Annotated in this window: 21 protein-coding genes; 10 read left to right on the top strand and 11 right to left on the bottom strand. The window is 59.8% G+C overall.

All coding sequences use genetic code 11. The features are described from left to right. Positions 1–31: 31 nt before the first annotated feature. On the bottom strand, positions 32–1933 hold the full coding sequence (locus tag AB4O16_RS22715; RefSeq protein WP_460155856.1) for a potassium transporter Kup: 1902 nt from the start codon (positions 1931–1933) through the stop codon (positions 32–34). Positions 1934–2222: 289 nt separating this feature from the next. On the opposite strand from AB4O16_RS22715, the gene rimO reads away from it, so the two are divergent. The 6 genes from rimO (at position 2223) to tsaA (ending at position 7388) form a co-directional block, all read left to right on the top strand. Next, a complete protein-coding gene (rimO, locus tag AB4O16_RS22710) occupies positions 2223–3560 on the top strand; it encodes a 30S ribosomal protein S12 methylthiotransferase RimO (protein ID WP_460155855.1) in 1338 nt (445 codons plus the stop codon). 111 nt (positions 3561–3671) lie between these two features. After that, on the top strand, positions 3672–4145 hold the full coding sequence (locus AB4O16_RS22705) for a GNAT family N-acetyltransferase (protein ID WP_460155854.1): 474 nt from the start codon (positions 3672–3674) through the stop codon (positions 4143–4145). A 184-nt stretch (positions 4146–4329) separates the two neighbouring features. Continuing rightward, the gene (locus AB4O16_RS22700) at positions 4330–5040 is read left to right on the top strand and encodes an rRNA pseudouridine synthase (protein ID WP_460155853.1); all 711 of its coding nucleotides are present in this window, start codon (positions 4330–4332) and stop codon (positions 5038–5040) included. Positions 5041–5115: 75 nt separating this feature from the next. Continuing rightward, positions 5116–5586 carry a YehS family protein gene (locus tag AB4O16_RS22695; RefSeq protein WP_046041186.1) on the top strand — a complete coding sequence of 157 codons (471 nt, stop codon included), beginning with the start codon at positions 5116–5118 and terminating at the stop codon, positions 5584–5586. A 175-nt stretch (positions 5587–5761) separates the two neighbouring features. After that, complete coding sequence (locus AB4O16_RS22690) at positions 5762–6532, top strand: SDR family oxidoreductase (protein ID WP_460155852.1); 771 nt, start codon at positions 5762–5764, stop codon at positions 6530–6532. A gap of 157 nt (positions 6533–6689) precedes the next feature. Then, a complete protein-coding gene (gene tsaA, locus AB4O16_RS22685; protein ID WP_460155851.1) occupies positions 6690–7388 on the top strand; it encodes a tRNA (N6-threonylcarbamoyladenosine(37)-N6)-methyltransferase TrmO in 699 nt (232 codons plus the stop codon). A 168-nt stretch (positions 7389–7556) separates the two neighbouring features. Here the strand turns inward: tsaA and fpr are convergent, their stop codons facing one another. Next, positions 7557–8336, bottom strand: coding sequence for a ferredoxin-NADP reductase (gene fpr / locus AB4O16_RS22680; RefSeq protein WP_008054100.1), 780 nt, complete (start codon positions 8334–8336; stop codon positions 7557–7559). Positions 8337–8481: 145 nt separating this feature from the next. Between fpr and AB4O16_RS22675 the strand changes: the two genes are divergently transcribed. Beyond that, positions 8482–9408: a LysR family transcriptional regulator gene (locus tag AB4O16_RS22675; protein WP_056720912.1), complete on the top strand. Its 927-nt coding sequence runs from the start codon at positions 8482–8484 to the stop codon at positions 9406–9408. Here the strand turns inward: AB4O16_RS22675 and AB4O16_RS22670 are convergent. The 3 genes from AB4O16_RS22670 to AB4O16_RS22660 form a co-directional block, all read right to left on the bottom strand. Beyond that, entirely contained in the window at positions 9405–9767 is a 363-nt protein-coding gene (locus AB4O16_RS22670) for a diacylglycerol kinase (protein ID WP_008010143.1), read from the bottom strand. The genes AB4O16_RS22675 and AB4O16_RS22670 overlap by 4 nt on opposite strands. 76 nt (positions 9768–9843) lie before the next feature. Beyond that, on the bottom strand, positions 9844–10494 hold the full coding sequence (erdR, locus tag AB4O16_RS22665; RefSeq protein ID WP_046041180.1) for a response regulator transcription factor ErdR: 651 nt from the start codon (positions 10492–10494) through the stop codon (positions 9844–9846). 218 nt (positions 10495–10712) lie between these two features. Next, a complete protein-coding gene (locus tag AB4O16_RS22660; RefSeq protein ID WP_160389951.1) occupies positions 10713–11471 on the bottom strand; it encodes a tRNA-uridine aminocarboxypropyltransferase in 759 nt (252 codons plus the stop codon). A gap of 188 nt (positions 11472–11659) precedes the next feature. Between AB4O16_RS22660 and AB4O16_RS22655 the strand changes: the two genes are divergently transcribed. Next, a complete protein-coding gene (locus AB4O16_RS22655) occupies positions 11660–12082 on the top strand; it encodes a PA3611 family quorum-sensing-regulated virulence factor (protein WP_160389950.1) in 423 nt (140 codons plus the stop codon). Here AB4O16_RS22655 and AB4O16_RS22650 read toward each other — a convergent pair whose 3' ends face one another. After that, on the bottom strand, positions 12083–12277 hold the full coding sequence (locus AB4O16_RS22650) for a hypothetical protein (RefSeq protein WP_057716151.1): 195 nt from the start codon (positions 12275–12277) through the stop codon (positions 12083–12085). A gap of 464 nt (positions 12278–12741) precedes the next feature. Here AB4O16_RS22650 and AB4O16_RS22645 point away from each other — a divergent pair, with 464 nt between their 5' ends. Next, positions 12742–13860: an LOG family protein gene (locus AB4O16_RS22645; RefSeq protein WP_160389949.1), complete on the top strand. Its 1119-nt coding sequence runs from the start codon at positions 12742–12744 to the stop codon at positions 13858–13860. Positions 13861–13906: 46 nt separating this feature from the next. On the opposite strand, the gene recX is transcribed toward AB4O16_RS22645, so the two are convergent. The 5 genes from recX to AB4O16_RS22620 form a co-directional block, all read right to left on the bottom strand. Beyond that, positions 13907–14374 carry a recombination regulator RecX gene (gene recX / locus AB4O16_RS22640; protein WP_160389948.1) on the bottom strand — a complete coding sequence of 156 codons (468 nt, stop codon included), beginning with the start codon at positions 14372–14374 and terminating at the stop codon, positions 13907–13909. 8 nt (positions 14375–14382) lie between these two features. After that, positions 14383–15441, bottom strand: a complete 1059-nt coding sequence (gene recA / locus AB4O16_RS22635) for a recombinase RecA (protein ID WP_150718448.1) — start codon at positions 15439–15441, stop codon at positions 14383–14385. A gap of 83 nt (positions 15442–15524) precedes the next feature. Beyond that, a complete protein-coding gene (locus AB4O16_RS22630; RefSeq protein WP_460155850.1) occupies positions 15525–16025 on the bottom strand; it encodes a CinA family protein in 501 nt (166 codons plus the stop codon). A gap of 117 nt (positions 16026–16142) precedes the next feature. Then, positions 16143–16484, bottom strand: coding sequence for a phage holin family protein (locus AB4O16_RS22625; RefSeq protein ID WP_460155849.1), 342 nt, complete (start codon positions 16482–16484; stop codon positions 16143–16145). A gap of 162 nt (positions 16485–16646) precedes the next feature. Beyond that, a complete protein-coding gene (locus AB4O16_RS22620) occupies positions 16647–17381 on the bottom strand; it encodes a LexA family transcriptional regulator (RefSeq protein ID WP_160389955.1) in 735 nt (244 codons plus the stop codon). Positions 17382–17590: 209 nt separating this feature from the next. Between AB4O16_RS22620 and mutS the strand changes: the two genes are divergently transcribed. Then, entirely contained in the window at positions 17591–20170 is a 2580-nt protein-coding gene (gene mutS / locus AB4O16_RS22615) for a DNA mismatch repair protein MutS (RefSeq protein ID WP_460155848.1), read from the top strand. Positions 20171–20248: the final 78 nt, after the last annotated feature.

Below are 20248 nucleotides of genomic sequence, written 5' to 3'. Positions count from 1 at the left end.
AGGCTGACGGGGGCATTTTTGATGGTGCCGGCTACATCTCCACCTGCGTCCCCAGCTCGATCACCCGGTTCAGCGGCAGATTGAAGAAGCGCAGGTTGCCGTTGGCGTTCTGCAACATGAAGGCGAACAGCGCCTCACGCCAGCGGGACATGCCTTCAAGCTTGGAGGCAATGACCGTCTCCCGGCTGAGGAAATACGTGGTGCGCATCGGGCTGAAGTCCAACTCATCGAGATGACACAGCTTCAACGCCTTCGGTACGTCCGGCTCGTCGGTGAAGCCGAAGTGCAGGATCACCCGGAAGAAGCCTTCGCCATAGGCATCGACCTCGAACCGCCGTGCTGGCGGCACCCGCGGGATGTCTTCGTACACCACCGTCAGCAGCACCACTTGCTCGTGCAGTACCTGGTTATGCAACAGGTTGTGCAACAGCGCGTGGGGCACGGCATCCGGCCGCGCGGTCAGGAACACGGCGGTGCCCTGAACACGATGCGGTGGCTGTACCGCGATGCTGCTGATGAAGATCGGCAGCGGCAATCCACCCTCATCGATACGATCGACCAGCAACTGTTTGCCGCGCTTCCAGGTGGTCATCAGCACGAACAACGCGAAACCGGCGATCACCGGGAATGCGCCGCCCTGAACGATTTTCGGCACGTTGGCGGCGAAGTACACACCGTCTACCAGCAGGAAACCCAGCAGGACCGGCACCACAAGCACCGGTGGCCACTTCCACAGCAACAGGATCACCGCGGACACCAGAATGCTGGTCATCAGCATGGTCCCCGTCACCGCCACACCGTAGGCCGAGGCCAGGGCGCCGGAAGATTCGAAGCCCAGCACCAACAGCACTACGCCGACCATCAGCGCCCAGTTCACCGCGCCGATATAGATCTGGCCCTGCTCGGCACTGGACGTGTGTCGGATGTGCATGCGCGGGATGTAACCGAGCTGGATTGCCTGACGGGTCAGGGAGAACGCACCGGAAATCACTGCTTGCGAGGCAATCACCGTGGCCATGGTCGACAGGCCGACCAGCGGGATCAATGCCCAGCTCGGCGCCAACAGGTAGAAAGGGTTGCGGGCAGCTTCCGGGTCGCCCAGCAGCAAGGCGCCTTGACCAAAATAGTTCAGCACCAGCGCCGGCAGCACGAGAATGAACCAGGCACGAGCGATCGGCTTGCGGCCGAAGTGGCCCATGTCCGCGTACAGCGCTTCGGCACCGGTCAGTGCGAGCACCACGGCGCCGAGAATCGCCACGCCCATGCCCGGGTGCACGATGAAGAAGCGTACGCCCCACACCGGATTCATCGCTTGCAGGACTTCCGGATGCTGGCTGATGCCATAGACACCCAGCGCAGCCAGCACGAGGAACCAGGTCACCATGATCGGCCCGAACAGGATACCGATGCGCGCCGTACCATGGCTCTGGATCAGGAACAGCGCCACCAGCACCACCAGTGAGATAGGCACCACCCAATGGTCGATCCCGTCGAACGCCAACCCCAGGCCTTCAATCGCCGACAGCACGGAGATCGCCGGGGTGATCATGCTGTCGCCATAGAACAGCGCCGCACCGATCAGCCCGCAGACCACCAGGAAGCCGCGCAGCTTCGCATGCCCCGCCGCCGCCCGCCGGGCCAGCGCGGTCAGGGCCATGATCCCGCCTTCGCCCTGGTTGTCGGCGCGCAGTACAAACATCATGTACTTGATCGACACGACCCAGATCAGCGACCAGAAAATGAGTGCCAGAATCCCCAGCACCCCGTCATGAGTGACCGGCACGCCGTAGCCTCCGGAAAACACTTCCTTGAGGGTGTACAACGGACTGGTGCCGATATCGCCATAAACCACCCCGACTGCCGCGACCAGCATGCCGATCGGCTTCACCGCCGAATGCTCGGCGCCCGCAGTCTGACTACTTGCCTGACCCATCCACCACTCCTACTACCCAGACTCGGGCCTCTTTGAAAGAAGCACTATGCTTTGACGTGCAGCATGCGCTGTTTTACTTCTCGTTACAGACGTTTTGTTGACTGTAAAAAACCAGTAAAGCGTAACGGCGCGAAGCATAGCGCAGCACTCGTCGTATTTCCCTGCATAAAGCTGGTCAAGTGGGCTTACCATCGCTAGAATTGCGCACTTTTTGATCAGAGGCGCCATAAGCGCCCGTCCGTCGTCTTGCCGCACTCGGCACGAGGCGTCACAAATACCGAGGTTAGACATGTCCACCACTCCTGCGTCGGCCAATCCAAAGGTTGGCTTCGTATCCCTGGGCTGCCCCAAAGCACTGGTCGACTCCGAGCGCATCCTTACCCAGCTGCGCATGGAAGGCTATGACGTCGTGTCCACCTACCAGGACGCCGACGTCGTGGTGGTCAATACCTGTGGCTTCATCGATTCGGCCAAGGCCGAGTCCCTGGAAGTGATCGGCGAAGCCATCAAGGAAAACGGCAAGGTCATCGTGACCGGCTGCATGGGCGTCGAAGAAGGCAACATTCGCAACGTGCACCCGAGCGTGTTGGCCGTGACCGGTCCGCAGCAGTACGAGCAAGTGGTCAACGCCGTGCACGAAGTCGTGCCGCCACGCCAGGACCACAACCCGCTGATCGACCTGGTGCCGCCACAAGGCATCAAGCTGACCCCGCGCCACTACGCCTACCTGAAGATTTCCGAAGGCTGCAACCACAGCTGCAGCTTCTGCATCATCCCGTCGATGCGCGGCAAGCTGGTCAGCCGCCCGGTGGGCGACGTGCTCGACGAAGCCCAGCGCCTGGTCAAGTCCGGCGTCAAAGAGCTGTTGGTGATCTCCCAGGACACTAGCGCCTACGGCGTCGACGTGAAATACCGCACCGGTTTCTGGAACGGCGCGCCGGTGAAAACCCGCATGACCGAACTCTGCGAAGCCCTGAGCACCCTCGGCGTCTGGGTTCGCCTGCACTACGTCTACCCGTACCCGCACGTTGACGAGCTGATCCCGCTGATGGCTGCCGGCAAGATCCTGCCGTACCTGGACATCCCGTTCCAGCACGCCAGCCCGAAAGTGCTGAAGTCGATGAAGCGCCCGGCCTTCGAAGACAAGACCCTGGCCCGCATCAAGAACTGGCGCGAAATCTGCCCGGACCTGATCATCCGCTCGACCTTCATCGTCGGCTTCCCGGGTGAAACCGAAGAAGACTTCCAGTACCTGCTGAACTGGCTGACCGAAGCCCAGCTCGACCGCGTCGGCTGCTTCCAGTACTCCCCGGTCGAAGGCGCACCGGCCAATGATCTGGACCTGGAGATCGTGCCGGACGACGTCAAGCAGGACCGCTGGGATCGCTTCATGGCGCACCAGCAGGCTATCAGCTCGGCGCGCCTGCAGATGCGCATCGGCCGTGAAATCGAAGTGCTGGTCGATGAAGTCGACGAGCAAGGCGCGGTGGGCCGCTGCTTCTTCGACGCCCCGGAAATCGACGGTAACGTATTCATCGACAACGGCAGCAACCTGAAGCCGGGCGACAAGGTCTGGTGCAAAGTGACCGACGCCGACGAATACGACCTGTGGGCTGAACAGATCTAAACGCAAAAAATACGCAAAGCCCCGCCCTCTTGCGAGATGCGGGGCTTTTTTACGGCTATCGTTTGAGGTTGAAAGGATTCCTATCAACCACTGCATGAGAGGCAGACGGGCATGCGTCAGCATTCGGTCATCCACACGCCGAAACTCGGCGACTACGAAGAATTGACCCGGGTCTGGGAGGCCTCGGTACGCGCGACCCACGACTTTCTGCCCGACAGCTACATCGAACTGCTGAAAAACCTGGTGCTGACCCGCTACCTCGACGCGGTGATGCTGATCTGCACCAAGGATTCGAGCCAACGCATCACCGGGTTCGCCGGCGTCGCGGCCGGCAAGATCGAAATGCTCTTCATCGACCCCGACCATCGCGGCCAGGGGCTGGGCAAGAAATTGTTGCGTTATGCCCTGGAACACCTGAATGCCTACGAACTGGACGTCAACGAACAGAACCCACAGGCCCTCGGCTTCTATTTCAAGCAGGGTTTCGAGGTCATCGGTCGCTCGGAAGTCGATGGCATGGGGCAGCCGTATCCGCTGTTGCACATGCGTGTGCGTCAGCCACAACAACTGACACGCAACGGCTGATGCATGCAAAACCTGTAGGAGCCGGCTTGCCGGCGATAGCATCACCTCGGTGCAACTGACAGACCGTGTTGCCTGCATCGCTGGCAAGCCAGCTCCTACAAAAAGCGCTGCAGCGCAAATGTAGCCGGGCTTAACCGGCGCCAGGCAGGTACAATGCCCACCCCCTTTTTGTTACGGCCCTGACATGACTGACCCGATTCGTCTCTCCAAACGCCTCATCGAACTCGTCGGCTGTTCCCGTCGGGAGGCTGAGCTGTTCATCGAGGGCGGCTGGGTCACCGTCGACGGCGAAGTCATCGACGAGCCGCAATTCAAGGTCGATACCCAGAAAGTCGAACTTGATCCAGAAGCCAAGGCCACCGCACCGGAACCGGTGACCCTGCTGCTCAATGTGCCCGCCGGCATGGACGCAGAAACCGCCATGGCCACCCTCGGCGCCGAAACCCTGAGCGAAGAGCACCGCTACGGCAAGCGTCCGTTGCGCGGGCATTTCCTGCGCCTGACCGCCAGCACCGACCTGCAAGCCAACGCCAGCGGTCTGCTGGTGTTCACCCAGGACTGGAAAATCCTGCGCAAACTCACCGCCGACTCCAACAAGATCGAGCAAGAGTATGTGGTCGAGGTTGAAGGCGAGATGGCGGCTCACGGCCTGAACCGCCTGAACCACGGCCTGACCTACAAGGGCAAGGAGCTACCGGCGGTCAAGGCCAGTTGGCAGAACGAAAACCGCCTGCGCTTTGCCATGAAGAATCCGCAACCGGGCATCATCGCCCTGCTGTGCCAGGCCGTCGGCCTGAAGGTCGTCGCCATCCGCCGCATCCGCATCGGCGGCGTGTCCATCGGCAAGGTGCCCGTGGGGCAATGGCGCTACTTGTCCGGCAAAGAGAAGTTCTAAGGCTTTTCTCGCCGCCACACATTTCGGCGCCGCGCCTGGCCGCGACGCCCACAGCTGATTATCAGGACTGCACACATGATTCATAACGACGTACTGCGCAGCGTGCGCTACATGCTCGACATCAGCGACAAGAAAGTCATCGAGATCATCAAGCTCGGCGGCCTGGACGTGACCCTGCCGGACCTGCTGACCTACCTCGACAAAAAAGAGGAAGACGAGGAAGGTTTCGTACGCTGCCCGGACGAAGTCATGGCGCACTTCCTCGACGGCCTGGTGATCTTCAAGCGCGGCAAGGACGAAAGCCGTCCGCCGCAGCCGATCGAAGTGCCGGTGACCAACAACATCATCCTGAAAAAGCTGCGGGTGGCGTTCGAGCTGAAGGAAGACGACATGCACGCCATCCTCAAGGCCGCCGAATTCCCGGTGTCCAAGCCTGAGCTGAGCGCGCTGTTCCGCAAGTTCGGCCACACCAACTACCGCCCGTGCGGCGACCAGTTGCTGCGCAACTTCCTCAAGGGCCTGACCCTGCGCGTTCGCCCGCAATAAACACCCATCCTTGTAGGAGCCGGCTTGCTGGCGATGGCGATCCTCAAAACGCCATCGCCAGCAAGCCGGCTCCTACAAAGGTGTCTGTATGAATCCCCATTCCGCGCAAAAATAGTGGCTCCGCTGACCGCGGCAGACGACTAGGGTGTAATGACCTCAGTTCTCAGGACTCGCCATGCACCCCTACTTCTCCCTGCAAGGCCGCACCGCCCTGGTGACCGGCGGCACCCGTGGTATCGGTAAAATGATCGCCAAGGCCTACGTCGAGGCCGGCGCCACGGTGTACGTCTGCGCCCGCGATGCCGAGGCCTGCCAGCAAACCGCCGACGAACTCGGCGCCCTTGGACGCTGCCACGCCCTGGCGGCCAACCTCGCCACCGAAGAGGGCGTCCTGCAACTGGCCACCCGCCTGGGCGAGCAGATCACCCACCTGGACATCCTGGTGAACAATGCCGGCACCACCTGGGGCGCACCGCTGGAGAGCTACCCGATCAAGGGTTGGGAAAAAGTCATGCAGCTCAACGTGACGTCGGTGTTCAACTGCATCCAGCAATTCCTGCCACTGCTGCGCAAGGCTGGTTCTGCGCAGAACCCTGCACGGATCATCAACATCGGATCGGTGGCCGGAATTTCTTCCTTCGGTGAACAGGCGTATGCCTATGGCCCGAGCAAGGCCGCGTTGCACCAACTGTCGAGGATTCTGGCGCGCGAACTGGTGAGCCAGCACATCAACGTCAACGTAATCGCCCCGGGGCGCTTTCCGAGCAAGATGACCCAGCACATTGGCAATGATGAACAGGCATTGGCCGAAGACACGGCGCTGATCCCGATGAAGCGCTGGGGCCGCGAGGAAGAGATGGCGGCGCTGGCGATCAGCCTGGCAAGTACAGCTGGGGCCTACATGACCGGGAATATCATTCCGCTGGATGGCGGGTTCAGTCTCTAGATCGGCGGTGCGGCCATCGCGGGCAAGCCACGCTCCCACAGGTTCAGTGTGATCCCTGTGGGAGCGGGCGTGCCCGCGATGACGTCAGTCCAGTCACCAGCAGACTTGAAGCTGCTCGGGTTATCATGCCAACCCGCTCCCGCCTCGACCCCAAACCATGACCTACAACGTTTCCCCCATCGGCTTCGTGCGCTCCTGCTTCAAGGAGAAATTCGCCATTCCGCGCCAACCGCAACTGGCCCCGGCTGCCCGTGGCGTGCTGGAACTGGTGGCACCGTTCGATCAAGGGGATGCGGTGCAGGGCCTGGAACAGGTCAGCCACGTGTGGCTGCTGTTCCTGTTCCACCAGGCCCTGGAGGAAAAACCTCGCCTGAAGGTCCGCCCTCCTCGCCTCGGGGGCAACAAGTCCATGGGCGTGTTTGCCACCCGCGCAACGCACCGCCCCAATGGCATCGGGCAATCTGTGGTGAAGCTGGACAAGGTCGAGGCCAACCGCCTGTGGATCTCCGGCATCGATCTGCTGGATGGCACGCCGATTCTCGATATCAAACCCTACGTGCCCTACGCCGACATCATCGATACAGCCTCCAACAGCATCGCCAGCGCTGCGCCGCTGTTGATTCCGGTGCAGTGGACAGACGCAGCACTGCAACAGGCTCACGGGCATGCCCGGCGCCTTGCAGAGCCTTTGGTTGAGCTGATCGAGCAATGCCTGGCGCAGGATCCACGTCCGGCCTATCAAACGCCTGCACCCGAGCGGGAATACGGCGCGCAATTCTGGGATCTGGATGTGCGCTGGCATTACCCGACACCGGAGCTGATCCGTGTGCTGGAAGTCATTCCCGCGCAGGTATAAACGCCAAAAACGAAAAAGCCCGCGCTGCCCTCTCAGGCAGCGCGGGCTTTTTTTGTAGGAGCTGGCTTGCCAGCGATGGTCGTTAACGATAACGCGTGTTCACCGGGTAACCGTGGTGAATTCAAGCCCATCGCTGGTAAGCCAGCTCCTACAAAAAGTGACCTGCGGTCACTTCTCGACGAACGCTCGCTCGATCAGGTAATCACCCGGCTCGCGCATCCGTGGCGAAACCTTCAGGCCGAAGCTGTTCAGCACTTCGCTGGTTTCGTCGAGCATGCTCGGGCTGCCGCACAGCATGGCGCGGTCGTCCTGCGGATTGATCGGCGGCAGGCCGATGTCGCTGAACAGCTTGCCGCTGCGCATCAGGTCGGTCAGACGGCCTTCGTTCTCGAACGGCTCGCGGGTCACGGTCGGGTAGTAGATCAACTTGTCACGCAGCGCGTCGCCGAAGAACTCGTTCTGCGGCAGGTGCTCGGTGATGAACTCGCGGTAAGCGACTTCGTTGACGTAACGCACGCCGTGGCACAGGATCACTTTTTCGAAACGCTCGTAGGTTTCCGGGTCCTGGATGACGCTCATGAACGGCGCCAGACCGGTACCGGTGCTGAGCAGATACAAATGTTTGCCAGGCTTCAGGTCATCGAGTACCAGCGTGCCGGTAGGCTTCTTGCTGATGATGATCTCGTCGCCTTCCTTCAGATGCTGCAACTGCGAAGTCAGCGGACCATCAGGCACCTTGATGCTGAAGAACTCGAGATGCTCTTCCCAGTTCGGGCTGGCAATCGAGTAAGCGCGCATAAGCGGGCGGCCGTTGGGCTGTTGCAGGCCGATCATCACGAACTGACCGTTCTCGAAGCGCAGGCCCGGATCACGGGTGCACTTGAAGCTGAACAGAGTGTCGTTCCAGTGGTGAACACTGAGGACACGCTCGTGGTTCATGTTGCTCATGTACGTGGGACTCCTGGAGATTGGTCTGCGCGTGTTCGGCGTGCTCTGCAAGAAAGCCAGCTCTGCGCAATTGCATCGCATTCTAAAGGCAGAGACAATATCTGTTAAATGGATTATTAAGATAAGGGTTATCGGTTATATCGATATGCGATTTACTCTCCGTCAACTTCAAGTATTCGTCGCCGTCGCCCAGCAGGAAAGCGTATCCCGTGCTGCGGGCTTGCTCAACCTCTCGCAGTCGGCGGCGAGCACCTCGATCACCGAACTGGAGCGCCAGTGCAGCTGCCAGCTGTTCGACCGCGCCGGCAAACGGCTGAGCCTCAACGCCCTCGGCAAACAGCTGCTGCCCCAGGCCGTGGCCCTGCTCGACCAGGCCAAGGAAATCGAAGACCTGCTCAACGGCAAGTCCGGTTTCGGCTCGCTGGCCGTGGGCGCGACCCTGACCATCGGCAATTACCTGGCCACCCTGCTGATCGGCAGCTTCATGCAGCGCCATCCGGAAAGCCAGGTGAAGCTGCACGTACAGAACACTGCCAATATCGTGCAACAAGTAGCCCACTATGAAATTGATCTGGGTCTGATTGAAGGCGACTGCAGCCACCCTGACATCGAAGTACAAAGCTGGGTCGAGGACGAACTGGTGGTGTTTTGCGCCCCTCAGCATCCGCTGGCCAAGCGCGGCACGGCCACCATGGACGAGTTGAGCCACGAAGCATGGATCTTGCGCGAACAAGGCTCCGGCACACGGCTGACCTTCGATCAAGCCATGCGCCATCACCGAACTTCCTTGAATATCCGCCTGGAGCTTGAGCACACCGAAGCGATCAAGCGCGCGGTGGAATCAGGTTTGGGGATTGGCTGCATTTCCAGGCTGGCGTTGCGCGACGCGTTCCGTCGCGGCAGCCTGGTGCCCGTCGAGACGCCAGACCTGGATCTGGCGCGACAGTTTTATTTCATCTGGCATAAACAGAAGTATCAGACCTCGGCGATGCGCGAGTTCCTCGAACTATGCCGCGCATTCACCGCCGGGGTTCAGCGCAGCGACGAGATCGTGCTGCCGACGATCGCCTAGAGCAGAATCACCGCCCACACCAGGGCAATCATGCTCAATGCCACGAACTGGGCGGCACTGCCCATGTCCTTGGCATTCTTGGACAGCGGATGTAGCTCAAGGGAAATGCGGTCGATGGCCGCCTCCACTGCCGAGTTGAGCAACTCGACGATCAACGCCAACAGGCATACCGCGATCAACAGTGCCTGTTCGACCCGACTGACATTCAGGAAGAACGACAAGGGAATCAGGATGACGTTGAGCAACACCAATTGCCGAAAGGCGGCTTCACCGGTGAAGGCTGCGCGTAGGCCGTCCAGCGAATAACCGGAAGCATTGAGAATACGTTTCAGGCCGGTCTGGCCTTTGAAAGGTGACATAGAGTGGGCAACTGAGAAAAAAGGAAGTGGGAAAGCTAGTTCAACCAAAGTCAAAAAAGCGTGAAGTTGCCAGCCTTTAATGGCTGGAAATTGACTCAAGTTGTTGCAAGAGCAGCGCAGCCTGGGTCCGGGTCCGCACATTCAGTTTACGGAAAATCGCGGTCACGTGCGCCTTGATCGTCGCCTCGGAAACACTCAACTCGTAAGCGATCTGCTTGTTCAGCAAGCCTTCGCAAACCATGGTCAGCACCCGGAACTGCTGTGGCGTCAGGCTGGCAAGGCCTTCGCTGGCCGCCTTGGCCTCATCCGAGACGCTGACTGCTTCGAACGCCTGCGGCGGCCAGAACACGTCGCCATCGAGGACCGCACGCACGGCTTTCTGGATCACACTCAAGTCGCTGGATTTGGGAATGAAGCCACTGGCGCCGAATTCACGAGACTTGACCATGATGGTCGCTTCTTCCTGGGCAGAGACCATGACCACCGGAATCTGCGGGTACTGACCGCGCAGCAGGACCAGCCCGGAAAACCCGTAGGCCCCCGGCATGTTCAAGTCCAGCAGCACCAGATCCCAGTCGGACTTTTCCGTCAGGCGCACTTCCAGTTCGGCGATGCTCGCCACTTCCACCAGACGCACATCCGGGCCAAGGCCCAGGGTCAGCGCTTGATGCAAGGCACTGCGAAAAAGTGGGTGGTCATCGGCAATCAGGATTTCGTATGTGGCCATTTTTCAAATGATCCTGTTTTTCATGGGACGCCCGATGCAGTCGGACCTCGCCAAAGCGACTCAAGGCACAGCCACCAAGCTGCACTGAAAAGGTACGCTCAACGCAAAAAACGGCGTTGTAAATTCTGGCCGCACCCTAATCGGCGCCAAGCATGCCCAGCGAAACCGGGGTGGTCAAGCAGCTTGGCCGGGACACTTTATTGCAGTACGCGCGACAATCAATCCGCCAAAGCCGGAGCCAACTGAACATAGGGCATCAACTCGGCATGCGCCGGCGTCGATACGTTCATGTCCAACTGATGTTTGGCGTCGAGGTAATGCTGGCTGAACACATCAAAGTAAGCGTCCAGCGCCGATGCCGCATCGACATCACCCGCAAGGTCGAGGCACAGCGCCGCCACTTCCGCCGTGCACAGATGCTCGCTGCGGGTCGAACGACGCAACCGGTAGCGGGAGAGTTTCTCGGGCAGCAGGCTGAGAATTGGCAATCGGTCGAAATAGGGGCTCTTGCGAAAGATCTTGCGCGCCTCGGTCCAGGTCGCATCCAGCAGAATGAACAACGGGCGCTTCACGCCATCGACATCCACACTGTTCGTCACACGCTCAGGCTCGACGTACTCCCCCGGAAACACCAGGTAAGGCTGCCATTGCGGGTCGGACAACAGCGCCAGCAACTTCGGATCGACCTCGGTACGGGACCAGATGAAGGCATGGTTGTCAGGTACCACATCGGCGATCAGCCAACCGGTGTTGCTCGGCTTGAACACTTCCTTGTTGGTCATGATCAGGCACACGCCGGAGCGGGTCGCGACCTGCGGCCGCCAGGCGCACAGGCAGTGGCTCTCGATCACCCGGCAGTCACGGCAACGCGGTGCGCGCCAGCCGCGGGCCTGAATCGGCTTGATGCCTTCCTCCTCACGCTGATCGCGCAAGCGGGCTACGGCATTCAAGGCAAAGCGCGCGGGGGCATGACTCATGACGGGCAACGCCCATGGAGAAGGGATATCGACACGAAAAACACTCGGCAGGGTAAACAGTGCCAGCAGTTTACCAGACCGCCCGTACCAAGCCTGTACCGTCCAGCCCGCCTCCCCTATAATTCGCCGCCACTGAACGCACAGTCACGTGACGGGTCAAACACCCGTCACTGAACCAGGAGAGTTTCATGCTGCGCCTTATCGTTCCTACCGCGGCCATTTTGCTGGCATCGTCCCTCACTGCCCAGGCCGCGTCCCTGAAAGACACGGAACTGAACAAAATGCTGCAAAACGTCGCCACGCAGAGCAGCGCCGGCACTCCACGAGCGATCAACGAAGACATTCTCGATCAAGGCTACACCGTTGAAGGCAAGCAGCTGATCAACCACCTGAGCGTACAGAGCAGCCACGCCGAAAAGATGCGTGCAGACCCCAAAGCGGTGTACTTCCAGTTGGGCGCTTCTGTCTGCAGGAACGAAGGGTTTCGCAAGCTGATGGCCAAAGGCGCGATCATGCGTTACGACTTCACCGAGGTGAAGACCAACCGCCCGGTCGGCTCCGCAAGCTTCCAGGAATCGGATTGCCTGCAACCGGCGAAGAAGAAAAAGTAATCACCTGGAATTGGCGCGCCGCTGTTCATCTTCGGCGCGCAATTCTGCCAGCAGCGCCTGCAAGTAATGTGAACGGCGTTCGCCACCGCGCAAACGACGGCAACACTCCTCTTCGAGACTCAAATGATGGGTCTCGGCTGATGACTTCAGCAATCGATACAGTTGCGTATCGATCTCCAGAACGACTCTGGCCATGGTTTCCCGCCTCCCTGCACGATAAATCCTTGAACCGCATGTACGGTGCGTCCTGCCGTTGACGCAAAGTTGTCGCGTGACACCTGTAACTTAGTAAATCAGAGTACGGCACATGCGACGTGCGTTCAGACGAGCGGTGAAACTACCTCGCATATCGTCAATAAGCGGTTGCCAGGAAAGACTTTGTGGCGCAATGATCAAATCAGCGCAAATCACTGTGAGGGTCTGGATTTCAGGTATTGACCTTCACGTTTTCAAGGCCGGTAAGGGGATGGCCGTCGCTTGTCATGCTGTGCGAATGTTTCTTTCATCCAAGGGAAAAACAGAGCCTGTTTGGATGACCCGATGCCTTTCGGGTCAAGTGGATCGCCCAGGCATGGGCCTGGGCAGACAGCGACACATGAAGTGTCGTGGCACCGACATGCGTTGTCGGGCCGAGGGTTCTGTGCAGAAGGAGAAGTTGAATGCCTTACCAACCGAATGACCTCCTGAGCCGTCATTTCGAAGAAAGCGGCCACGACCTCATCAACAAGGTCGAAAAACAGCTCAAGCTGATTTCACCCAACAGTCCGAACATCCCCATCTACCGCGACATGATCCTGACCGTGCTGCGCATGGCCCAGGAAGACCACAACCGCTGGAACGCCAAGATCACCCTGCAAGCCCTGCGCGAACTGGAACAGGCCTTCCGCGTACTCGAACAATTCAAGGGGCGGCGCAAGGTCACGGTTTTCGGTTCGGCGCGTACCCCCATGGAACATCCGCTCTACAGCATGGCCCGGGAGCTCGGCGCCGCCCTGGCACACTCGGACATGATGGTCATTACCGGCGCCGGTGGCGGCATCATGGCCGCCGCGCATGAGGGGGCGGGCCTGACACACAGCCTGGGGTTCAACATCACCCTGCCTTTCGAGCAGCACGCCAACCCCACTGTCGATGGCACGACCAACCTGCTGCCCTTCCATTTCTTCTTCACCCGCAAGCTGTTTTTCGTCAAGGAAGCCGACGCCCTGGTGCTGTGCCCGGGTGGCTTCGGTACGCTGGATGAGGCGCTGGAGGTGCTGACGCTGATCCAGACCGGCAAGAGCCCATTGGTGCCCGTGGTGCTGCTCGACACGCCGGGCGGCAAATTCTGGCAAGGCGCGCTGGACTTCATTCACCAGCAACTGGAGGAAAACCGCTACATCCTGCCCACTGACATGAAGCTGGTGAAACTGGTCTACAACGTCGAAGAGGCGGTAGAACACATCAACCAGTTCTACAGCAACTTCCACTCCAGTCGCTGGCTCAAGCACCAGTTCCTGATTCGCATGAATCACACACTCAGCGACCACGCGCTTGAACATATGCAGCAAGCGTTCGCCGACCTGTGCCTGAGCGATCATTTCCATCAGCATGTCTACAGCGGTGAGGAACACGACGAAGCCGAATTCAGCCATCTGGCGCGGCTGGTCTTCAACTTCAACGCCCGCAATCATGGTCGCCTGCGCGAACTAGTGGACTACATCAACCTGCCGGAAAACTGGGCACAAGCAAAACCCCAGGTGCAACAACGCACGCGGGAGCCGTCAAAGGTTACGTGAGTCATAAAAAAAACGGCCCGTTATCGAAATAGCGGGCCGTTTCAGTTCAATCGTCCATCCCTCGCCCGCTGAAGAGGCGATTGATCATTTCCATGGAGTATCCCCGATACGCCAGGAACCTGCCTTGTTTGGCTCGCTCCCGAATATCTGCCGGCAATTGCCCGGAGAACTTGCGGCGCCAGGTATCAACCAACTGCTCCTGCCAGTCGATGCCGCTCTCACGCAGAGCGAGTTCAATATCGCTGCGTTGCAGGCCGCGCTGGCTCAACTCTTCACGAATGCGTAAAGGGCCATAACCGGAACGGGCGCGATAGGAAACGAAACTTTCGAGATAACGGGATTCGGACAACAACCCCTCTTCCGTCAACCGGTCGAGTGCTGTTTCGATCATTTCAGGGAGGGCGCCGCGCTGACGCAGTTTACGCGTCAGCTCGACTCGACCGTGCTCGCGTCGTGCGAGCAGGTCCATTGCGGTTCGTCGCACTGCGACGAGTGTATCGAGTACGGCGGTCATCGCTTCGATCAGATGTCAGCGTCAACCAGGTCGTCTTCGGTCTCTTTGACCGCAGAAGCTTTGGCGTCAGCTACCGATGACGGGGACAGCAGCTTGTCACGCAGTTGCTTCTCCAGCTTGGCCGCAATTTCCGGGTTGTCTGCCAGGAACTTGGCCGAGTTGGCCTTGCCCTGACCGATCTTGGTGCCTTCATAGGCATACCAGGCACCGGACTTCTCAACAAAACCGTGCAGAACACCCAGGTCGATCATCTCACCATTGAGGTAGATGCCTTTGCCGTAAAGAATCTGGAACTCGGCCTGACGGAACGGCGAAGCCACCTTGTTCTTCACAACCTTGACGCGGGTTTCGCTACCAACGACTTCATCACCTTCTTTCACCGCGCCGGTACGACGGATGTCCAGACGAACCGATGCGTAGAACTTCAGTGCGTTACCACCGGTGGTGGTTTCCGGGCTGCCGAACATCACACCGATTTTCATGCGGATCTGGTTGATGAAGATCACCAGGCAGTTGGCGTTCTTGATGTTACCGGTGATTTTACGCAGCGCCTGGGACATCAGACGGGCTTGCAGGCCCACGTGCATGTCACCCATTTCGCCTTCGATTTCAGCCTTTGGCACCAGCGCGGCCACGGAGTCGACGATGATCACGTCAACCGCGTTGGAACGCACCAGCATGTCGGTGATCTCCAGGGCCTGCTCGCCAGTGTCCGGCTGGGAAACCAGCAGGTCGTCGACGTTGACGCCCAGCTTGCCGGCGTATTCAGGGTCGAGTGCGTGCTCGGCGTCGACGAATGCGCAGGTCGCACCGGCTTTTTGAGCCTGGGCGATCACGGACAAGGTCAGCGTGGTTTTACCGGAAGATTCAGGACCGTAGATTTCAACGATACGGCCTTTTGGCAGGCCGCCGATGCCGAGAGCAATGTCCAGACCCAGAGAGCCAGTGGAAATGGCCGGGATCGCCTGACGGTCCTGATCGCCCATACGCATTACGGCACCCTTGCCGAATTGACGTTCGATCTGACCCAGGGCCGCAGCCAAGGCTTTCTTCTTGTTGTCGTCCATTAAAGTCCTCACGTAATCAATAAGGCCTGACGGCCAACACCTGTATAAGTAGCCAGTATTATTCCACAGCGATTCCGGATCGCCTACCCCTGATTTGAGATTTCTGCCGTGGCATACCGCAGCAGCCCCTCTAGCGCGGCCTTCACCGTTTGTCGGCGGACGTCATCGCGATCACCCGGGAAGTGCTGCCGCTCACAGAACACCTTGTCTCCAACGCCCCAGGCCAGCCATACCGTGCCCACCGGCTTGTTTGCCATTCCACCATCCGGACCGGCGATACCACTGACCGCCACGGAAAAATACGCGCTGTTTTTCTTCTGCGCCCCCCGCACCATGGCCTCGACCACCTCGCGGCTGACCGCGCCCACGCTGGTGAACAGCTCCACCGGGACATCCAGTTGCAGGGTTTTCTGCCGGTTCGAGTAGGTGACATAACCGGCCTCGAACCAGGCCGAACTCCCGGGGATACGGGTGATTGCCTCGGCGATACCACCACCGGTACAAGACTCGGCCGTGGTGACGTGGGCATTGAGAACCTGCAATTGCCTGCCAAGGTCAGCGGCGAGTTGGGTGATTACTTTCACGGTCATCTCCTGATGGGGCGGGATGGGTTAACCGTACACGAGCAGACCGCACTTGCAAGCGACTGGAGCGATCAAAATGTAAAGAACCAGAGGCTCTGGAAAAGGCCTGCCCAGGTATCATTCTTCGACGTCACCGGGAGGGGCATGACCGATCCCCAGGCGCTTGGCCGCCCAACGCTCATACAACCCCAAAACGACGTCTGTCCCGGCCATCGCTGCCAGGCAACCACCCGCACAAGCAGCCCAAATGGAAACATTGGCGGCGTGCAGCAGCATGATGACCGAAGCACCGCAGATCATGCTGGAGCCAGACCGCAGGCTCAGACGCCGGACAAGGGACCAACCACGAACGCCCTCTTTGTCGGCACGCCACATTTCACCGGTAACGCCACCGAGTATTGGCAGGCTGATGACCAGCCACAGAGGCATGTCCAGCAACGCATATTGCTCAGCGGTCATTTCATGCCTCCTTGAGTGAATGATTACGCCAGATAGGCAACCAGATTATGCATTGATGCATATTCAGTCAATGCACAAACGCATCGAACAAGACAATCCAATGCTTTCAGCACACGAAAAAAAACCCGCTCGAGAAGCGGGTTTTATCTGAGCGTACAGGTTCTAACGGGCGTACATGCCCCACCAGAAGACATGCCCGAGGATGACAATCGGCTCCTCCTGGATTTCCTGAAAGGTGTAGTCTTCATCCGGATGTTCGTCGCGGTTGAAGCTGCGCAGGCGAATCCCGGTCGGTAGACGATACAGCTGCTTCACCCGTAATTGACCATTGTGATTGATCGCATAAAGGTCGCCGTCAACGATATCGCCAATGCCGCACTTACCGGCATTCACGCCGACCGTGGCGCCATCGCGCAATACCGGCAACATGCTGTTGCCCCGCACTGTGACGCATTTGGCCTGGTCGAACTGCACGCCATTATGGCGCAGGCTACGCTTGCCGAAGCGCAGGCTAGAGCGCTCGCTTTCTTCGATGACGAATCTTCCCGATCCCGCAGCCAATTCAACCTCACGAAGAAAGGGGACCGACACCTCGTCGTCATCGACGGGGGTATCGTCGTCCCACAGACTTATATCCTTGAGTTCCGAATGCTCGGGAGCGCGCCCGGCGTTAGAGGCAGGCGCGACCTTCGCGCGGCCACGCAACTGGTCGGTGCTCACGGAGAAATACTCGGCGATCTTCGAAATATGTTTATCCGAAGGATCGACGATCTTCCCGCCGAGAATGCGCGAGAGCGTGGATTGAGGCACGCCGGTACGACGGTGAAGCTCCGTGGGGGAGATCCCGTGCTGATCGAGCAATGCTCTCAAGACAGTTGATACGTTGCGTTTTTGCATGACACGCATAGTGCTTGTTCTTATCGAAGAAAACAAATGCAGATTTGCATAAATGATGCATAACATGTTTTTGCATCGTAAAAGATGCCACCCGACCGCGATGCCTGCGCCGGGAAGACCGCCCATGGTAACCTTGCGCCCATCGCGGAAAAGCCTGGCCGTCGCCCCGCTTTTGCCCCACCTCTTTCAACGAGCTTCCTGACAATCCGATGAATAAAGCCGTCTCCGACCTGTCCTCCCACACCCCCATGATGCAACAGTACTGGCGCCTGAAAAACCAGCACCCGGACCAGCTGATGTTCTACCGCATGGGCGACTTCTACGAGATCTTCTATGAAGACGCGAAGAAGGCCGCCAAGTTGCTGGACATCACCCTGACCGCTCGCGGGCAGTCGGCCGGGCAGGCGATTCCGATGTGCGGGATTCCTTACCATGCCGCCGAAGGTTACCTGGCAAAACTGGTGAAGCTTGGCGAATCGGTGGTGATCTGTGAGCAGGTCGGCGACCCGGCCACCAGCAAAGGGCCGGTGGAGCGCCAGGTTGTGCGCATCATCACGCCAGGGACGGTGAGTGACGAGGCGCTGTTGGATGAGCGTCGGGACAATCTGATCGCTGCCGTGCTGGGTGATGAACGCCTGTTCGGCCTGGCGGTGCTGGACATCACCAGCGGCAACTTCAGCGTACTGGAGATCAAGGGTTGGGAAAATCTGCTGGCGGAGCTGGAGCGGGTCAACCCGGTGGAGCTACTGATCCCGGATGATTGGCCCAAGGACTTGCCGGCGGAAAAGCGCCGCGGCGTACGCCGTCGTGCGCCATGGGATTTCGAGCGCGATTCGGCGTTCAAAAGCCTGTGCCAGCAATTCTCGACCCAGGATCTCAAAGGCTTTGGCTGCGAAAACCTGACCCTGGCGATCGGCGCCGCCGGCTGCCTGCTGGCCTACGCCAAGGAAACCCAGCGTACCGCCCTACCCCATTTGCGCAGCCTGCGTCATGAGCGCCTGGACGACACCGTGGTGCTCGATGGCGCCAGCCGTCGCAACCTGGAGCTCGACACCAACCTGGCCGGCGGCCGCGACAACACCCTGCAATCGGTGGTGGACCGTTGCCAGACCGCCATGGGCAGTCGCCTGCTGACCCGCTGGCTGAATCGCCCGTTACGCGATTTGACCGTGCTGTTGGCGCGTCAGACTTCGATCACCTGCCTTCTCGACGGCTACCGCTTTGAAAGGCTGCAACCGCAGCTCAAGGAGATCGGTGACATCGAGCGGATCCTCGCGCGGATCGGCCTGCGCAATGCCCGCCCACGCGACCTCGCCCGCTTGCGCGACGCCTTGGGTGCATTGCCTGCACTGCAAGTGGCAATGACGGAGCTCGAAGCCCCCCACCTCCAGCAACTCGCCACCATCACCAGCACCTACCCGGAATTGGCGGCGCTCCCGGAAAAAGCCATCATCGACAATCCGCCCGCGGTCATTCGTGACGGCGGCGTGCTGAAAACCGGCTACGACAGCGAACTCGACGAACTGCAGTCGCTGAGTGAAAACGCCGGTCAATTCCTGATCGACCTCGAAGCACGGGAAAAAGCCCGCACCGGCCTGTCGCACCTGAAGGTCGGTTACAACCGCATCCACGGTTACTTCATCGAGCTGCCGAGCAAGCAAGCGGAATCGGCACCGGCCGACTACATCCGCCGCCAGACCCTTAAAGGCGCCGAGCGTTTCATTACGCCGGAACTCAAGGCGTTCGAAGACAAGGCACTGTCAGCCAAGAGCCGCGCACTGGCCCGCGAGAAGATGCTGTACGAGGCGCTGCTCGAAGATCTGATCAGCCAGCTGCCACCCCTGCAGGACACCGCCGGCGCTCTGGCCGAACTTGACGTGTTGAGCAACCTGGCCGAGCGAGCGTTGAACCTCGACCTGAACTGCCCGCGCTTCGTCAGCGAGCCTTGCATGCGCATCAGCCAGGGTCGTCACCCGGTGGTCGAGCAAGTATTGACCACGCCGTTCGTGGCCAACGACCTGAGCCTGGATGACAACACTCGCATGCTGGTGATTACCGGTCCGAACATGGGCGGTAAATCCACCTACATGCGTCAGACCGCATTGATCGTGCTCCTGGCGCACATCGGCAGCTTCGTGCCGGCGGCCAGTTGCGAGTTGTCGCTGGTCGACCGCATCTTCACCCGGATCGGCTCCAGCGATGACCTGGCCGGCGGGCGCTCGACCTTCATGGTGGAAATGAGCGAAACCGCGAACATTCTGCACAACGCCACCGAGCGCAGCCTGGTGCTGATGGACGAAGTCGGGCGCGGCACCAGTACCTTCGACGGTCTGTCGCTGGCATGGGCGGCGGCCGAACGCCTGGCGCATCTGCGTGCCTACACGCTGTTCGCCACTCACTACTTCGAACTGACCGTGCTGCCGGAGGCCCAGCCGCTGGTAGCCAACGTGCACCTCAATGCCACCGAGCACAACGAACGCATCGTGTTCCTGCACCACGTGCTGCCCGGCCCGGCCAGCCAGAGTTACGGCCTGGCCGTGGCACAACTGGCAGGCGTACCGACCGAGGTCATTACCCGTGCGCGCGAGCATTTGAGCCGCCTGGAAGACACCGCCCTGCCCCATGAGTCGCCGGCACCTGCCAAGGGCAAACCGGCTGCTCCACAGCAAAGCGACATGTTTGCCAGCCTGCCGCACCCGGTGCTGGATGACCTGGCCAAGCTCGACCTGGACGACATGACACCACGTCGTGCTCTAGAAATGCTCTATACACTAAAGACACGGATCTAACGCAGCGGCTTGCAAGCTGTTAGAATCTCGCGCGGTTTGGGATGCTGCTGGCTAATAGCCTGGCCAGCAGACTATCGC

It is taken from the genome of Pseudomonas sp. S2_H10 (assembly GCF_054668285.1).
Note: the sequence above shows the minus strand (reverse complement) of the source record. Positions and strands in the feature narration are given on the sequence as shown.

Bases quoted from the DNA above. Each gene is read 5' to 3' on its own strand.
- AB4O16_RS22715 (WP_460155856.1), bottom strand. From the start codon at position 1,933: ATGGGTCAGGCAAGTAGTCAGACTGCGGGCGCCGAGCATTCGGCGGTG.
- rimO (WP_460155855.1), top strand. From the start codon at position 2,223: ATGTCCACCACTCCTGCGTCGGCCAATCCAAAGGTTGGCTTCGTATCC.
- AB4O16_RS22705 (WP_460155854.1), top strand. From the start codon at position 3,672: ATGCGTCAGCATTCGGTCATCCACACGCCGAAACTCGGCGACTACGAA.
- AB4O16_RS22700 (WP_460155853.1), top strand. From the start codon at position 4,330: ATGACTGACCCGATTCGTCTCTCCAAACGCCTCATCGAACTCGTCGGC.
- AB4O16_RS22695 (WP_046041186.1), top strand. From the start codon at position 5,116: ATGATTCATAACGACGTACTGCGCAGCGTGCGCTACATGCTCGACATC.
- AB4O16_RS22690 (WP_460155852.1), top strand. From the start codon at position 5,762: ATGCACCCCTACTTCTCCCTGCAAGGCCGCACCGCCCTGGTGACCGGC.
- tsaA (WP_460155851.1), top strand. From the start codon at position 6,690: ATGACCTACAACGTTTCCCCCATCGGCTTCGTGCGCTCCTGCTTCAAG.
- fpr (WP_008054100.1), bottom strand. From the start codon at position 8,336: ATGAGCAACATGAACCACGAGCGTGTCCTCAGTGTTCACCACTGGAAC.
- AB4O16_RS22675 (WP_056720912.1), top strand. From the start codon at position 8,482: ATGCGATTTACTCTCCGTCAACTTCAAGTATTCGTCGCCGTCGCCCAG.
- AB4O16_RS22670 (WP_008010143.1), bottom strand. From the start codon at position 9,767: ATGTCACCTTTCAAAGGCCAGACCGGCCTGAAACGTATTCTCAATGCT.
- erdR (WP_046041180.1), bottom strand. From the start codon at position 10,494: ATGGCCACATACGAAATCCTGATTGCCGATGACCACCCACTTTTTCGC.
- AB4O16_RS22660 (WP_160389951.1), bottom strand. From the start codon at position 11,471: ATGAGTCATGCCCCCGCGCGCTTTGCCTTGAATGCCGTAGCCCGCTTG.
- AB4O16_RS22655 (WP_160389950.1), top strand. From the start codon at position 11,660: ATGCTGCGCCTTATCGTTCCTACCGCGGCCATTTTGCTGGCATCGTCC.
- AB4O16_RS22650 (WP_057716151.1), bottom strand. From the start codon at position 12,277: ATGGCCAGAGTCGTTCTGGAGATCGATACGCAACTGTATCGATTGCTG.
- AB4O16_RS22645 (WP_160389949.1), top strand. From the start codon at position 12,742: ATGCCTTACCAACCGAATGACCTCCTGAGCCGTCATTTCGAAGAAAGC.
- recX (WP_160389948.1), bottom strand. From the start codon at position 14,374: ATGACCGCCGTACTCGATACACTCGTCGCAGTGCGACGAACCGCAATG.
- recA (WP_150718448.1), bottom strand. From the start codon at position 15,441: ATGGACGACAACAAGAAGAAAGCCTTGGCTGCGGCCCTGGGTCAGATC.
- AB4O16_RS22625 (WP_460155849.1), bottom strand. From the start codon at position 16,484: ATGACCGCTGAGCAATATGCGTTGCTGGACATGCCTCTGTGGCTGGTC.
- AB4O16_RS22620 (WP_160389955.1), bottom strand. From the start codon at position 17,381: ATGCAAAAACGCAACGTATCAACTGTCTTGAGAGCATTGCTCGATCAG.
- mutS (WP_460155848.1), top strand. From the start codon at position 17,591: ATGAATAAAGCCGTCTCCGACCTGTCCTCCCACACCCCCATGATGCAA.